Source organism: Brevibacterium renqingii (assembly GCF_017808095.1).
GTDB lineage: Bacteria > Actinomycetota > Actinomycetes > Actinomycetales > Brevibacteriaceae > Brevibacterium > Brevibacterium renqingii.
The window spans coordinates 987,391-1,000,589 of sequence record NZ_JADBHG010000001.1 but is presented as its reverse complement, the minus strand read 5'-3'; the positions used below and the strand labels follow the sequence as shown (position 1 = coordinate 1,000,589).

Annotated in this window: 12 protein-coding genes and 1 tRNA gene; 8 read left to right on the top strand and 5 right to left on the bottom strand. The window is 64.9% G+C overall.

The features are described from left to right. Positions 1-373: 373 nt before the first annotated feature. Positions 374-2,206, bottom strand: coding sequence for a phosphoenolpyruvate carboxykinase (GTP) (locus IIE29_RS04545; protein ID WP_209323966.1), 1,833 nt, complete (start codon positions 2,204-2,206; stop codon positions 374-376). A gap of 378 nt (positions 2,207-2,584) precedes the next feature. Here IIE29_RS04545 and IIE29_RS04540 point away from each other — a divergent pair. Both IIE29_RS04540 and IIE29_RS04535 read left to right on the top strand, forming a co-directional pair. After that, a tRNA-Arg gene (locus tag IIE29_RS04540) sits at positions 2,585-2,657 on the top strand. A 97-nt stretch (positions 2,658-2,754) separates the two neighbouring features. Continuing rightward, positions 2,755-3,387, top strand: a complete 633-nt coding sequence (locus IIE29_RS04535; RefSeq protein WP_209323965.1) for a hypothetical protein — start codon at positions 2,755-2,757, stop codon at positions 3,385-3,387. A gap of 10 nt (positions 3,388-3,397) precedes the next feature. Here the strand turns inward: IIE29_RS04535 and IIE29_RS04530 are convergent, their stop codons facing one another. Continuing rightward, on the bottom strand, positions 3,398-4,198 hold the full coding sequence (locus IIE29_RS04530) for a DNA alkylation repair protein (protein ID WP_209323964.1): 801 nt from the start codon (positions 4,196-4,198) through the stop codon (positions 3,398-3,400). Positions 4,199-4,500: 302 nt separating this feature from the next. Then, complete coding sequence (gene argG, locus IIE29_RS04525; protein ID WP_209323963.1) at positions 4,501-5,922, bottom strand: argininosuccinate synthase; 1,422 nt, start codon at positions 5,920-5,922, stop codon at positions 4,501-4,503. Positions 5,923-6,098: 176 nt separating this feature from the next. Here argG and IIE29_RS04520 point away from each other — a divergent pair, with 176 nt between their 5' ends. Continuing rightward, on the top strand, positions 6,099-6,611 hold the full coding sequence (locus IIE29_RS04520) for a GNAT family N-acetyltransferase (protein WP_209323962.1): 513 nt from the start codon (positions 6,099-6,101) through the stop codon (positions 6,609-6,611). Positions 6,612-6,808: 197 nt separating this feature from the next. On the opposite strand, the gene IIE29_RS16790 is transcribed toward IIE29_RS04520, so the two are convergent. Both IIE29_RS16790 and IIE29_RS04510 read right to left on the bottom strand, forming a co-directional pair. Then, on the bottom strand, positions 6,809-7,732 hold the full coding sequence (locus IIE29_RS16790; RefSeq protein ID WP_246475680.1) for a hypothetical protein: 924 nt from the start codon (positions 7,730-7,732) through the stop codon (positions 6,809-6,811). Positions 7,733-8,224: 492 nt separating this feature from the next. Then, the gene (locus IIE29_RS04510; RefSeq protein WP_209323961.1) at positions 8,225-9,742 is read right to left on the bottom strand and encodes an APC family permease; all 1,518 of its coding nucleotides are present in this window, start codon (positions 9,740-9,742) and stop codon (positions 8,225-8,227) included. On the opposite strand from IIE29_RS04510, the gene IIE29_RS17010 reads away from it, so the two are divergent. From IIE29_RS17010 to IIE29_RS04490, 5 genes are all read left to right on the top strand, one after another. Further along, positions 9,741-9,869 carry a hypothetical protein gene (locus tag IIE29_RS17010; RefSeq protein ID WP_281389049.1) on the top strand — a complete coding sequence of 43 codons (129 nt, stop codon included), beginning with the start codon at positions 9,741-9,743 and terminating at the stop codon, positions 9,867-9,869. The two genes, IIE29_RS04510 and IIE29_RS17010, sit on opposite strands and share 2 nt — an antisense overlap. Positions 9,870-9,961: 92 nt before the next feature. After that, complete coding sequence (locus IIE29_RS17105; RefSeq protein ID WP_343071787.1) at positions 9,962-10,990, top strand: CPBP family intramembrane glutamic endopeptidase; 1,029 nt, start codon at positions 9,962-9,964, stop codon at positions 10,988-10,990. Between the two features lie 62 nt (positions 10,991-11,052). Then, positions 11,053-11,529 (top strand): DoxX family protein, encoded by a 477-nt coding sequence (locus tag IIE29_RS04500; RefSeq protein ID WP_209323959.1) that lies wholly within the window; start codon positions 11,053-11,055, stop codon positions 11,527-11,529. A 137-nt stretch (positions 11,530-11,666) separates the two neighbouring features. Next, the gene (locus tag IIE29_RS04495; protein ID WP_209323958.1) at positions 11,667-12,467 is read left to right on the top strand and encodes a siderophore-interacting protein; all 801 of its coding nucleotides are present in this window, start codon (positions 11,667-11,669) and stop codon (positions 12,465-12,467) included. Positions 12,468-12,587: 120 nt separating this feature from the next. Continuing rightward, complete coding sequence (locus tag IIE29_RS04490; RefSeq protein WP_209323957.1) at positions 12,588-13,154, top strand: isochorismatase family protein; 567 nt, start codon at positions 12,588-12,590, stop codon at positions 13,152-13,154. The last annotated feature ends 45 nt before the right edge of the window (positions 13,155-13,199 follow it).

The following is a 13,199-nucleotide window of genomic DNA, read 5'->3' as shown; positions in this document are numbered from 1 at the left end:
GCATAATGCCGCTGCGGAGGTGTTCTGCGGCTCATAGACTGAGGTGCCGCCAGCGGTGCGGGCTGCAAGCCCGAACTCGTCCAGGGCTCCGCGCCAAGACCCGACCTGTGACCATCCACAGAACAGTGCTGGGCTGTCTGCAGATCTGCTCAAGGAAATCGCCGGGTCCGATCACTCGGGGCGCAGTGGTGTGGACAGTTATCGTTCCCACAGTGCGACCGCAGCTGGTCGTGTCAGGGGAGGGGCCTCCCAGGAGCAGAATTGAGTCCGCCCAGTCTCAACGGGACACGAAGATCCCCCAACCACCTCGGCGGCGGTTGGGGGATCTTCAATGGTGGGACGTCTCAGTCCTTCAGAGACTCAGGCAAGCGACTCAGGCGAGGCCGAGGCGTTCGCGGAGCTTGTCGACCTCGGCACGCAGCTCGGCCGGAACCGAATCGCCGAGCTCGGCGTACCATTCCTCGATGAGTCCGAGTTCGGTCTCCCACTCCTCGGGCTTGATGGCCAGGGCCTTGCGCAGCTGCTCATCGGTGAAGTCGAGCCCATCGGTGTCGAGGCCGCCCTCAACGGGGGTCAGGCCCAGCGGGGACTCGACGGCCTCGGCAGTGCCGGCCACACGCTCGAAGACCCACTTGAGAACGCGGGAGTTCTCGGAGAATCCGGGCCACAGGAACGAATTGTCGTCATCGCGGCGGAACCAGTTGACGTAGAAGATCTTCGGCAGCTGGGCACCCTCGGTGTTGCCGATGTCGAGCCAGTGCTGCAGGTAGTCCCCGACGTTGTAGCCGATGAACGGACGCATGGCCATGGGATCGCGGCGGACGACGCCGACGGCTCCGGTGGCGGCAGCGGTGGTCTCCGAGGACAGCACCGAACCCATGAACACGCCGTGGTTCCAGTCCTTGGTCTCGGTCACGAGCGGCATCGTGGTCTTGCGGCGCCCGCCGAAGAGGATCGCCGAGATCGGCACGCCGTTCGGGTTCGTCCACTCTGGTGCCAGGGTGGGAACGTTGGCGATCGGGGTGCAGAAGCGCGAGTTCGGATGAGCGGCCGGGGTCTCGGACTCCGGGGTCCAGTCGTTGCCCCTCCAGTCGGTGAGGTGAGCGGGCTTCTCGTCGGTCTTGCCCTCCCACCACACATCGCCGTCGTCGGTCAGGGCGACGTTGGTGAAGATGTTCCCGCCGGCCTCGATGGCACGCATCGCGGTCGGGTTCGTGGTGTATCCGGTGCCCGGAGCGACGCCGAAGAGCCCGAACTCGGGGTTGACGGCGTAGAGCTGGCCGTCGTCGCCGAAGCGCATCCAGGCGATGTCGTCACCGAGGGTCTCGGCCTTCCATCCCGGGATGGTGGGCTCGATCATGGCGAGGTTGGTCTTGCCGCAGGCCGAGGGGAATGCGGCGGCGATGTACTTGACCTCGCCTTCCGGGCTGGTCAGCTTGAGGATGAGCATGTGCTCGGCCAGCCAGCCCTCGTCGCGGGCGACCGCGGAGGCGATGCGCAGGGCGTAGCACTTCTTGCCCAGCAGCGCGTTGCCGCCGTAGCCGGAGCCGAAGGACCAGATCGATCGCTCTTCGGGGAAGTGGGTGATGTACTTCGTGGTGTTGCAGGGCCAGGCGACGTCTTCCTGTCCCTCGTCCAGCGGAGCGCCGACAGAATGCACGCATTCGACGAACTTCGCGTTCTGAGCGTCGATCGCGTCGAGGGCGTACTTGCCCGAGCGAGCCATGACGAGCATGGAGAGCACGACGTAGGGCGAATCCGTGACCTCGATGCCGAACATCGGCTGGTCGGCCTCGGCGTGTCCCATGACGAAGGGGATGACGTACATGGTGCGTCCGCGCATCGCGCCGTCGAACAGGCCGTTCAGCGTCTGCTTCATTTCGTCCGGGGCGACCCAGTTGTTGAGCGGGCCGGCGTCCTTCTCGTCGACGGAGCAGATGTAGGTCCGGCCCTCGACGCGGGCGACGTCCTCGGGGTCGGACGCCGCGTAGTAGGAGTCCTTGGTGCCGTTGAGGCGTACGATGGCGCCGGCCTCGACGAGCTTCTCAGCGATCTCGTTCTTCTGCTCGTCGGAGCCATCGACCCAGACGATGTCGTCCGGGGTGGTGAGGGAGGCGATCCGGCCGACGAATGAGAGGACCGACTCGTTGTCAGTCGGTGCGTTCTTCAGCTGGTCAGCGACGACATCATGGTCGAGGACAGTCATGAGTGGTCTCCTGTTGGGTTCGAGTGCGGGGTTTCGTCTCAGGCGGCTGCGAGTTCCGTCGAGCGGTTGGTACACCTCCACCGTAGGATGGGGACAGTCGTGAGAAACTCGCGAATCGGTCACTTGAAGATGTGCATTGGGTCACAAGAAGAGCGTCAATGACGTGAAGAAGTCAATCAAATGACGTGTCTTTTCAAATTAATGACCTGTTATTGCACCAAGTCAGCTTCTTCGCGCGTGGCCGTTTCACCTCTCGTTCGCCCAGACGGCTCACGCCTTTCGCGCGGATGTGGTGAAGCGCACATCTGGGCGATTTGAGCTTGAGTGAATCCGGTGTGTATAGTTGTTCGAGTTGCAGGGCGTCAGCCCGGGTAACATGCGCCACTAGCTCAACGGATAGAGCATCTGACTACGGATCAGAAGGTTGGGGGTTCGAATCCCTCGTGGCGCACCGAGAGTAAGTCCCTCACCAGGCAGGATAGCTGGTGAGGGACTTTTTCGTGTGCGAGCGAAACGCCGAGCTATCGATCAGAAGGTTGGGTTCTGTGATGAGAAAAGCTCGTCGTCATCGTGAGGAGCTCGGCGAGGTCATCGAAGTCTTCGCTGATCGTCCGCCGTTGCTGGCGACCGCTCCGGGTGCCATGTTCGCAGTGCTGTTCGGTCTGATTCTGCTCTGTCTTTCGGGGGAGCGTCTCGTCGTCTGTGAGCGCGGAATCCTCGTCGGTTCCATTGCGCCGGGACTGCATCCCTACGTGATCCCGTATTCGCAGATCACACCCGGAAGCATCGCCGGGATCACCGGCGCGAACAGGTACCTCAAAGAGGCAGGGTTGAAGGGGCAGATGTCGCAGTCGACCCTGCGGGCGTCGTGGTGGACGAAGAACGGCGTCCATTTCGTCGCCTGTTCGGCCGAGGACGCCAGGCGCGGGCGCAGACGCTTCACGCTCGCGCTCGACCCGCTTCCGCGGTCGATCGACGGCCGGTGGATCTGGTTCGCGGGCACGGGGAGGCAGTCCCCGAGGCGCGCGGTCGAGGCCATCGCCCGGGCCGCCTCGGCGGCGGGATTTCCTCAGTTGGCCCGGGCCGCACTCGACCGCGGAATCGTCGAGCTGACGGGCAACCCTGCGGATGCGCACCGTCAGCTGCCCGGCCATCCGCCGGATAGTCGCGGGGTCAGGTAGGGCGTTCCGCTCACCTGGCGTCGAGCACAGCCTCCCGCTGTTCGGATGACAGGCGCTTGACCGCCTCGCGGATCGTCACACCGGAGGCGCGGTGAGCGCGCGGCAGGATCCATTCGAAGACGACATCCGGGCGTTTGCGTGAGGTGTCACGCAGGACCCAGCCGATGGCCTTGCGGATGAAGAACTCCTTCTCCTCGAGCATCGTGTCGGCGAAGCGGGAGAACCGCTCGAAGTCACCGCGGCCCTTTCGCAGCGGAACGAGATGCGCGAGCAGAGCCGAGCGACGGATCCAGAAGTCTTCGTCGATCGCCCAGCGCTCGAGCACCGGGTCGAAGCCGGCATCCTTCTCGCTCAGCGGACCGACCAGATCCCCGGCGAGAGGATCGACCAGGGCCCAGGTCTTCGCCTCGCGAAGCAGGCCCTCGACGAAGTCCGCATCAGAGGCACCGAGGCGGTCCTCCGATTGGATGAGCACCATCGTGGCCGCGGCGCGACGTTCGTGGACCGGTGGGAGGTGCCCGGCCGACCCTCCGTCTGTCGGTTCGGTGCTGCGGGCCGAGCTGACTGAGGGCGTCGGTGCGGCACAGAGGAGCCGCGCGAGTTCGAGGACCTCGTCGTGGCTCAGGTCCTTCCCGCGCAGGGCTGACCGGACGACGGCCCGGGTCTCGGGCACGCTCACCCCGTAGTGGATGAGTCCGCTCTTGAGGTAGGCCTTCTCCTTCTCGGCGCGTGCGGCACTGCCGCGCTCACGCAGCTGCCGGTCGACCACCTCGGCGAGGGTGGCTGCGGTGGTCGCAGAATCGGGCTTCATGGCGATCATCATTTCACGTGGAAGCGACGTGCACCGTTCGGACCGCGTCGGCCGCTATTCGCAGTGCCGGCAAGCCTTCGCAACAGACCAGCTTCAGTGGTCCCCGGGTCCAGCCACTGAATAGAAGAAACGGCCGGCAGATGAGCCCTGCGATCAAACAGATCGTGGAGCGTACCTGCCGGCCGTTCTCTGTTCTCAACCGCAGGCCGCGAGTCTCGTGCTGCGCGGTGTCTCCGGAAGTTCTGGGGACCTCGGGCGAGGACGGACCTCAGCCAGACCCGGACATGCGCCGGGTCAGGACCTCAGTCCGTGCCGGCGTCGAATGCGGCGGACAGGCCGGCGAGGTCGCCGGCTTCGTCCACCTCGGCGCCGGAGTTCGCGATCTCCTCGGCGCCGCCGGCCTCGAGCGAGCCGACGAGTTCGGAGGTCGGACCCGAAACGATGCCCATGGCCGCGTACTGCTCGAGGCGGGCACGTGAATCGGCGATGTCGAGGTTGCGCATGGTCATCTGGCCGATGCGGTCCTCGGGGCCGAAGGCGGCATCGCCGACGCGCTCCATCGACAGCTTCTCCGGGTGGTAGGACAGGTTCGGGCCGGTGGTGTTGACGATCGTGTAGTCGTCGCCGCGGCGCAGGCGCAGGGTGACCTCGCCGGTGATCGCCGAGGCGACCCACCGCTGCATGGATTCGCGCAGCATGAGCGACTGCGGGTCGAGCCAGCGTCCCTCGTACATGCGCCGACCGAGGCGACGCCCCTCTTCGTGGTAGAGGGCGATCGTGTCCTCGTTGTGGATGGCATTGAGCAGGCGTTCGTAGGTCACGTGCAGCAGCGCCATGCCGGGGGCTTCGTAGATGCCACGGGACTTCGCCTCAATGATGCGGTTCTCGATCTGGTCGGACACACCGAGTCCGTGGCGGCCGCCGATCTCGTTGGCCTTGTAGACCAACGCTACGGGGTCGTCGAAGACTTCGCCGTTGATGGCGACCGGCCGTCCGGCCTCGAAGCGGACGGAGACCTCTTCGGCGACGACCTCGACGTCATCGCGCCAGGCGGCCACACCCATGATCGGTTCGACGATGTCGAGTCCGGCGTCGAGGAACTCCAGAGTCTTCGCCTCGTGGGTGGCGCCCCAGATGTTCGCGTCTGTCGAGTAGGCTTTCTCGGCCGAGTCGCGGTAGGGGTAGCCGTGCTCGACGAGCCATTCGCTCATCTCCTGCCGGCCGCCGAGCTCATCGACGAACTCCGAGTCGAGCCAGGGCTTGTAGATGCGCAGCTTCGGGTTGGCCATGAGACCGTAGCGGTAGAAGCGCTCGATGTCGTTGCCCTTGTACGTCGAGCCGTCGCCCCAGATGTCGACGCCGTCTTCCTTCATGGCCCGCACGAGCATGGTGCCGGTGACCGCGCGGCCGAGGGGAGTGGTGTTGAAGTAGGTCTTGCCGCCGGAACGGACGTTGAACGCACCGCACTGCAGGGCGACGAAGCCCTCCTCGACGAGCAGGCGCTTGGCGTCGACGAAGCGCGCGATCTCGGCGCCGTATTCCTTCGCGCGGGCCGTGACGCCGTCGAGGTCGGGTTCGTCGTACTGGCCGATGTCGGCCGTGTACGTGCAGGGGACGGCGCCCTTGTGGCGCATCCATGCGACTGCGCAGGAGGTATCCAGGCCGCCGGAGAAGGCGATTCCAACGTGCTCACCGACTGGGAGCGAAGAGAGAACTTTCGACATGGCACCAGCGTAACGTCATTCCCCTCCGTCTGTCGAATTGTTATGCAGGGGAATGTATTTTTATGTGATGGAAGCCGTTGGCGACAGCCGGCGGTGCTGCTGAACGAGGAGAGTGCCGCGACCCCCGTGCCGTACGACCTCGCCGAGGCGGCGTTGCCGATTGCTACCGTCAAGGGGTGACGAATCCTCCCGCGCCTGAGTTCACTGTTCGCCACGAGACTTCCGGCGACATCGACGCCATCCACGCCCTGACGGCCGCCGCGTTCGGCCAGGTCGATGAGGCCGAGATCGTCGACGCCCTCCGTGCATCCGGTAATGGGATCAAGGGGCTGTCGTTCGTCGGAGTCCTCGACGGTGAGATCATCGCCCATGCCTTGCTCTCCCGGTGCTTCGTCGGCGAAGCTCCCGGAGTCTGCCTTGCCCCCTGTTCCGTACGGCCCGAGCATCAGCGCACCGGTGCCGGAACCGCCGTGATCGAAGCGCTCCTGACCGAAGCCGCCCGCAGAGGTGAGGTCTTCGCCGTCGTCCTCGGTCACCCCGAGTACTACCCGCGGTTCGGGTTCACTCCGGCTTCCGGATTCGGCATCACCCTGCACATCGAGGTTCCCTACGAGGCGCTCATGGCGATGCCGCTGGCCGGCGAGGTGCCGGCGGGCGCCCTGGCCTTCGCTCCCGAATTCGGGGTCTGAACCGGAGCTGCCTCGCGGCCGTCCCTGGCTTCACGCCCTACCTCCCGGCCCGGTGGCCCGGTGGCTTTGCGCCCTACCTCCCGCGGCCGCCCGGTGGCTTTGCGCGAATATTGGTCACTTTCGGATATTCGGCCGAAGCATAGGTCGCTATCGGATACTTTTCGGCGTCAGAAATGTCCGATGGTGACCTATGTTTTTCACTGCTGCCCGAGATGTTGGCGGATGTCGCGCTCGAGTTGGTGGCGGTTGGTCGACTTCGTCACTCGGATGACTGTCCAGCCGGCTGCTCTCAGCGCGTTGACTCGATCGATGTCGGCTGCCCATTGGTATTCGGAAGTCCGGTGGTGATCTCCCTCGTATTCCAGAGCGAGCTTTTCCCTCGGGTAGCCGAGGTCGGGATGCAGAGTCCGATCGATCGTCGGACAGTACACAGCGGGGTGGACTGCTGGTTCAGGGAGGTTTCGGGAGACGGCCCAAAGGCGGAGGTCGGTCTCCATCGGCGAGTCGACGCCTTCCCGAATGAGGTCGACAGCGGCCTCGAGCTTCGGCTTGGCCCTAAGATGTTTCGTTTCAGAGATGTGCGCGACCAAAGTCGCCAACGCGAACTGAGGTGGGCTCTTCCAGTCACCGATCGCCGCGTCTCCGATCTTCACCAGCGACTCCACCGAACAGACAGAAGCGAGCTGGCTGAAGACCTGCAGCGGGCTCAGGACCGGCAGCTTCAACCACTCGATTGATCTGAGCATTCTCATTCGATGCAGCGTGATGCCTCTTCTGCGAATGCGCTTGTTGGTATCCGAAGTTCCCAGATGAAGAATGTCCCTTCCGACAGAGTGAGGCAACGGCCATCCGTACAGTCGTGCAGCGGTTTCTCTGCACGCAACGACTCCCGGGTGCCTGTGGGCTATGGCTATCAACAGCTTCGCTTCAGCGATCCACGCCTCATCTGCCCATATGGGCACCGGAAATTCGGTGGAGACAGAGTTGTCGAATCGGATTCCCCAAGTGGCTGGAGGAAAGCCGCGCCCGGAACGTATGTCGTAGTCGGAGGCACCCCGTGCTCGTGCTTCCGAGACCGAGACGACTGCTGGGTAGTGTGCATAGCTCAGAGGATGCTTCATGCCCAGATAATTCACTTGGATTCGGGGTGAGGGAAGACCTGCCCGATGCGGCTGTGGTCAGCGATTGCGCATCCACAGGCTGTGCACGCCCCAGTCAGATCGTTGGCCACAGCTGACCGGAGGCGAGTCGGGTGGCTGCTTCGACCAGACCATGGATGGTTCGCGAGCAGTATGGGGGTGATTCGCGGCTGCCCCCACCGAACCATGAAGTAGGACTTTCGAGTGTGGCTGTGAGAACAGTGGCGAATTTCTGCACAGGTGTGAGTGTGCAAGTGGATTCAGCGCTGGAGGTCATCACGGCAATGCGAGGCGATCTGAAAAGCGTCCAGCCTCGGGTGCTGTTCGCGAAACAGTGGTCGCAATTGGATATTCGGGCCAAAACATAGGTCGCAATCGAACACTTCTGAGGTCAGAAAATGTCCGATTACGACCTACATTCGGGGGGGGGGCTGTGTCCGATTGCGACCACTATTCGGGGAAGTGCCGACGCCCCTACTCCCGGGCGCGGTGGGTGCGGATCGCCTCGGCGACGGCGATGGCATCGTCCTCCGGGGCGTCGGACTTGCGGTCCGGGCGCGCTGTGAAGAGGTAGACGAACCCGACGGCCAGCACCACCACGAGGCCGATGAGCACGATCCAGTCGGCGAAGAACGACCCGGAATCACCGGGCAGCGACAGCAGGATCATCGCGAAGATTCCGTAGGTCAGTGCGGCGACGTTGACGACGACGCCCCAGCCCCGCAGCGACCAGGGCCCTGCGGGCTTCCAGCCTTTGAACCGCTGCCGGAGCGCGCCGAGGACGACCATCTGGAAGGCCAGGTAGATGCCGAGGATCGCGAACGATGTCACGGCCACGAGGATTCCGTCGTTGAACCAGATGAGCACGCAGATGAGAGCAGGTGCCGTGCACGCGACGATGAGGGCGTTGTGCGGGATCTTCGTCCCGTCAGTGACCTTCGACAGCCAGCGATGTCCGGGCATCATCCCGTCCCGAGCGAAGCTGAAGATCAGGCGGGACGCGGCGGCCTGCAGGCTGAGCACACAGGAGATGAAGGCCGTGATCGCCACGAGCAGGAAGATCTTCGCCCCGACGTCGCCGAGACTGCCTGCCAGGATCGCGGGGATCGGGTCCTCGACCTCTCCGGCGACGATCTGCTCGAGGTTCGGCGCTGCCAGCACATAGCCGCCGAAAGAGAACAGGGCTGAGATCGCACCGACGAAGATCGTCATGAGCATGGCCTTGGGGATGCCTCGGGCAGGGTTCGAGACCTCCTCGGCGACGTCGCCGCAGGCCTCGAAGCCGTAGAACAGGAACAGGCCGGCGACTGCCGCGCCCAGGAACACCGGCAGGTAGCTTCCGTCCCCGGCAGTGCCCATGGTGTCGAAGAAGATCGAGAAGCTGTGTTTGCGTTCGAAGATGAGCAGGAACAGGCCGAGTCCGATGACGCCGATGAGTTCGGCGAAGAGGCCGATGCGGGCGATGCGGGCCAGCCATTTCGTTCCGGAGAAGTTGATCGCCAACGCCAGCACGAGCAGTGCCAGCGCGAGGACGAGGGTGGTGTTTCGGTTGAGCTCGAGACCGAAGAGGCTGGCGAGGAATCCTGCTCCGAACTCCGCCACCGAGGTGATGGTGACGATGAGCGCGCAGATGTAGACCCAGGCCGCCATCCAGGCATACCGCTTGCTCCACAGGCGTCGGGCCCAGGGGTAGATCCCTCCGGCGATCGGGAACTGGGAGACGACTTCGCCGAAGACGAGTGCGACGAGGAGCTGGCCGCAGGCGACGATGACGATCCACCAGATCGACGGCGGCCCGCCGGTCGACAGGGCCACGGCGAGCAGCGAATAGACGCCCACGAGCGGAGACAGGTAGGTGAAGCCGAGGGCGAAGTTGGCCCAGGGGCTCATCGACCGCTCGAAGGAGTCGCCGTAGCCGAGGACGGCCAGGTGGTCGCTGTCGGAGAGGTGATCGCCCGCGGGGCGGCGGGCGTCTGAGAGATGATCGGACATGGTTGGACCTTCATTCGAATCGACGTTGATTCTGTTGCTGTTCGTCATCGTAGCGCCGATTCTCGTCCGCGCGGACGATGCCGGTTTCCTCCTCGCGGCGGAAGTGCCCGACCGCCTCGAGCCGTAGTGTGGAATCACAGCCACAGCCACAGCCACAGGCACAGACATTGGAACCGCCGCCGATCGACCGGCGGATGTACACAGGACCGAGGAGGAGACGTGAATACGCAGACGGAAGGGCACTCCGGATTCGCCGAGGCGGTCGACGTGAAGGGACGTCCGCTCGCGGTCGTGCCGGCTCAGGTTCCCTGGCTCGAGCTCGGCGTATTCGTCATCACCGCCTTCGGCCTCGCCTGGCTCGTGTGCCTGCCCCTGTGGATCACCGGCAAGGGCATCAGTGATCCCCTGTCCGTTCAGCTCTACGGCGGAGCGATGATGTTCACACCGCTGATCGCCGGCATAATTGCCTTCCTCGTGCAGCGCAGACAGGCGCGCCGCAGGGGAGAGCCGCTGTCCAGCGGCCCTCGCTACTTCGGATTCTGGCCGCTGCAACCGGCCGGGCGGATCATCTGGACGACCATGGCCGCCTTCTTCGGCGTCTGCGTGCTCGTCGTCCTCGGCTACCTCCTCAGCGCCGCGTTCGGCTGGCTCGACCTCGATCTGACCGGGCTGTCGGGATTCAGGACGCAGTTGGAGACGATTCCGGGTGCGAGCGCGCTGCCGACAGCAGCCGCCGTCGCCATTTACCTGCTCCTCATGTTCGTCGGCTCGCTGAGCAACGTCTTCGTCACCATCGGTGAGGAGTTCGGGTGGCGAGGCTGGCTGCTCACCAGCCTCCGGCCCTTGGGCACCTGGCCGGCGCTGCTCACCGTCGGCGTCCTCTGGGGCCTGTGGCATGCGCCGCTCATCCTGCTCGGCTACAACTTCGATCGTCCCGGCATCTCGGGACTGGGGCTCATGGTTGCCGGCTGTGTCATGCTCGGCATCCTCTTCGGCTGGCTGCGTCTGCGCACCGGCTCGGTCTGGCCGGCGGTCTTCGCCCACGCAGCACTCAACGGATCCACCACCATGCTGCTCGTTCTGCTCATCGACGCCGATGCGCCGACTCCGGACACCGCCCTCGTCACCTTCCTCGGGGCCTCGGGATGGATAGTCTCCGCCGTCGTCATCGCGGTGCTCGTGGTCACCGGCCAGTTCCGCAAGCGGCCGGAACTGGGGGATCGGACGAAGCCCGTCGCCCGTGCCTGATTTTTGAGGCTCGCCCCCGGCGTCGGTTAGGCTCAAAACCCCATCGACTGAAGGAGTGCTCTATGACTTTTGGACCATCGCTGCTGCAGGCGGCAGGACGCATGCTCACCGCCCCGATCTTCATCAGCGGCGGGTACTCGGCCGTGAAGGATCCGGCCGGCAAGGCGGCGATGGCCGAGTCGACACTCGATGCGCTCCGCGATTACGTCCCCGCGCTGCCCGATGACAACGAACTGCTCGTGCGCATCAACGGCGGAATTCAGATCCTCGCCGGCACCACCCTGCTGCTGGGCATCAAGCCGCGCCTGTCCGCCCTTGCTCTCGCCGGCTCCCTCGTCCCGACCACCGTGGCCGGGCACTCCTTCTGGGAGATGGAAGGCGGAGAGGCGAAGGCCCATCAGACCCAGTTCTCGAAGAACCTCGCCGCCCTCGGCGGACTGCTGCTGATCGCCGGCTCCGGAGACAGCAGGAAGGCCGTCGAGAAGGCCGCCGCCAAGGCTGCGAAGAAGGCCGAGAAGCGCGCTCTCAAACAGGCCTGATATCCCGGCATACCACGGCCGCCCGTCGACGAGTCCTCGGAGCCGATGTTCGCCGAGGCGGCCGACCGTCCACCAACGCTCGCGAGATTTTTGCTTAGGGTAGGCTAAGCAAAGGCAAAAGCGAGAGGGTGGGGCGAATGGTCAATTGGCAGCGCGGCGTGATGCGGCTCTTCCGGGTGAGCAACCACGAGGTGGTCGTCACCGGAGTCGAGGACTTCACCGCGACCTACCGTCGGATCCACTTCTCCGGCCCAGAGCTGCTCGCTCAGCTCGACGAGGTCTTTCCGACACTGTGGACCCGGCTGTGGTTCCCTCACCCCGAGAAAGGCGAAGGCCATCTGAGCCAACGCGGCTACACCTTCGCCGCCATCGACCTCGAAGCCGGAACCTTCAGCCTCGACTTCGTCCTCCACGGTGACATCACCGACGACTCGGCCGCCAGTGGCGCTGACATCGGACCCGGCGCGCGGTGGGCGAGCCAGGCCCGTCCCGGCACGACCATCGAGGCCGCCCTCACCCCGGCTCGCCTCGACCTGCCCGACGATACCTCTCACCTCCTCCTCGCCGGCGACCTCACCGCGCTGCCCGCCATCAACTCCTGGTGTGAAGCCGTCCCCGCCGAGGTTGCCGTCACCGTGGCGATCGCCGCCGAGCCCGAGGAAGTCCCCGGCCTGCCGGTCTCCGCGCACTCGAATTCGACGTGGAGATGGGTGACGCCGGAATCCAACGCCGAGGTGGAGTCGAAGCATCATCCGGGTAGTTCCCTGGCCGCACACCTGCGCGGACTCGATCTCGACGTGCAAGGTCTCTACGTCTGGGCCGCAGGGGAGCGGGGGCTGGTCAAAGACGTGCGCCACGTCGTGAAGAGCGAGCTGGGTCTGGGCCGTTCGCAGCAGTTCACCCAGTTCTACTGGTTCGCCGACAAACCCACCGGATGAGCTGAAGCGTCAGCTGCAGGAACGCAAACTGAGGCGTCAGCTGCAGGATCGGCTTGGGAAGTCAGGTCAGTGATTGCCCGCAGCCCTGGAAAACGGCGCAGAAGCGCCTATGCTCGAAGCATGGTCAAGGCACTCCTCATCGTCGACGTCCAGAACGATTTCACCGAAGGCGGCGCGCTCGGCGTGACCGGCGGCGACAGCGTGGCCGAGGGCATCACTCGCCACCTCGAGACCCATGCAGGTGACTACTCCGCTGTCATCGCCTCCCGCGACTGGCACGATCGCGACAGCGACAACGGCGGGCACTTCAGCGCGACTCCGGACTTCGTCGACAGTTGGCCCGTCCACTGCGTCGCCGAGACCGAAGGCGCCGAATACGACCCGCTGCTGTCCACTGAGGCGATCACGCACGAGGTGCGCAAGGGACAGGGCCGCCCTGACTATTCGGCCTTCCAGGGGGCCACGGACACGGGGAGCAGCCTCGGCGAGCTCCTGCAGCACCTGTCCGTTAACGAACTGGACATCGTCGGAATCGCCACCGATCACTGCGTACGCGCCTCCACCCTCGACGCGCTGAGCATGGGCGTGGAGGTCCGGGTGCTCACCGACCTCGTCGCCGGAGTCGGGGCCGAATCGAGCGCGGCTGCGCTGTCCGAGGTGGAAGCGGCGGGCGCTTCGATCATGTGAGGCGGCGGCGCTGTCCGGTCCTCAACCGGCAGCGCGATCATCATC

Coding starts and splice junctions, on each gene's coding strand:
- IIE29_RS04535 (WP_209323965.1), top strand. CDS start 2,755: ATGAGAAAAGCTCGTCGTCATCGTGAGGAGCTCGGCGAGGTCATCGAA.
- IIE29_RS04490 (WP_209323957.1), top strand. CDS start 12,588: ATGGTCAAGGCACTCCTCATCGTCGACGTCCAGAACGATTTCACCGAA.
- IIE29_RS04500 (WP_209323959.1), top strand. CDS start 11,053: ATGACTTTTGGACCATCGCTGCTGCAGGCGGCAGGACGCATGCTCACC.
- argG (WP_209323963.1), bottom strand. CDS start 5,922: ATGTCGAAAGTTCTCTCTTCGCTCCCAGTCGGTGAGCACGTTGGAATC.
- IIE29_RS04545 (WP_209323966.1), bottom strand. CDS start 2,206: ATGACTGTCCTCGACCATGATGTCGTCGCTGACCAGCTGAAGAACGCA.
- IIE29_RS16790 (WP_246475680.1), bottom strand. CDS start 7,732: ATGAAGCATCCTCTGAGCTATGCACACTACCCAGCAGTCGTCTCGGTC.
- IIE29_RS04510 (WP_209323961.1), bottom strand. CDS start 9,742: ATGTCCGATCATCTCTCAGACGCCCGCCGCCCCGCGGGCGATCACCTC.
- IIE29_RS04530 (WP_209323964.1), bottom strand. CDS start 4,198: ATGAAGCCCGATTCTGCGACCACCGCAGCCACCCTCGCCGAGGTGGTC.
- IIE29_RS17010 (WP_281389049.1), top strand. CDS start 9,741: ATGGTTGGACCTTCATTCGAATCGACGTTGATTCTGTTGCTGTTCGTC.
- IIE29_RS04495 (WP_209323958.1), top strand. CDS start 11,667: ATGGTCAATTGGCAGCGCGGCGTGATGCGGCTCTTCCGGGTGAGCAAC.